The organism is Lampropedia aestuarii (assembly GCF_004803635.1).
Lineage (GTDB): Bacteria > Pseudomonadota > Gammaproteobacteria > Burkholderiales > Burkholderiaceae_C > Lampropedia > Lampropedia aestuarii.
In genome coordinates this window covers 1-812 of the sequence record NZ_SSWX01000062.1, presented here as the reverse complement: position 1 = coordinate 812, position 812 = coordinate 1, and the positions used below count along the sequence as shown (strand labels likewise).

Here is an 812-nt window from a genome sequence, read left to right as displayed (position 1 = left end):
TCCGCTTTCTTGGATTGATCCTTGGGGGTGGTGTGGGCGCAATGGAGCATTTAATCAAGCAAAACGGGATGCAGGATTTCCTAGGAGTCAACACCCTGATACGATTAAAGATACTCGCACCGGATTATTTGGCCAAAGCCGCTCTGTCAGTATGACGGATTCAAACAAAAATAAAATTCTAGGGCCTGATGGAAAGCCTATTATGACCAGGGAGTATGAGTTCACAAGACCAAATGGGGAAAAAGTTATTATTCAAGAGCATAGCGCAGGGCATCAATATCCAGATGGAATCGGCAATCAAGGCCCTCACTTCAACGTAAGGCCAACTAACAATCCTCGAACTGGAAAAGTTCCAGGAACAAAAGAACACTACCCATTTGATCTATGATTGAATACTTAGTCCATTCAAATTTTTACAGAAAACTCTTTCCTTCAGATCCTAACTTTAAAAAAATAATATTCATTGAATTGACAATAAAGAGTAATGATGCTTACATAACATTTGACTTGCCAAATATTTTTCCTGAAAATCCTCCAAGGGCATGGAGGGGCAATAAAAGCAATTCGACAAGGCTGGTATTTTCATTCTTGAGTTATAGCAACTTAATGATTAAAAAACTATCAACCGAAAATTTTTGCTCATTAGATTTTCTTGAAATTGAAAAAAATATATGTAATATCCAACTAAGTGGTGAGGCAGGGATTCTCTCTTTGGATTGCCAGTTTATCTCTATAGGTGGCATAATGCCTTACTTCAATGAATAAAATTCCTAAGCGCTGACTAAGAGCGGCTAACACAACCCTTGATACGT

Annotated in this window: 2 protein-coding genes; both read left to right on the top strand. The window is 38.3% G+C overall.

From position 1 onward, the window contains the following. Window positions 1-388, top strand: a 388-nt coding sequence (locus tag E8K88_RS17905) for an HNH/endonuclease VII fold putative polymorphic toxin (RefSeq protein ID WP_205880132.1), incomplete at its 5' end; no start/stop codon positions are given. After that, window positions 385-765 (top strand): Imm50 family immunity protein, encoded by a 381-nt coding sequence (locus E8K88_RS17900; protein WP_136408023.1) that lies wholly within the window; start codon window positions 385-387, stop codon window positions 763-765. The genes E8K88_RS17905 and E8K88_RS17900, both read left to right, overlap by 4 nt. Window positions 766-812 lie beyond the last annotated feature (47 nt).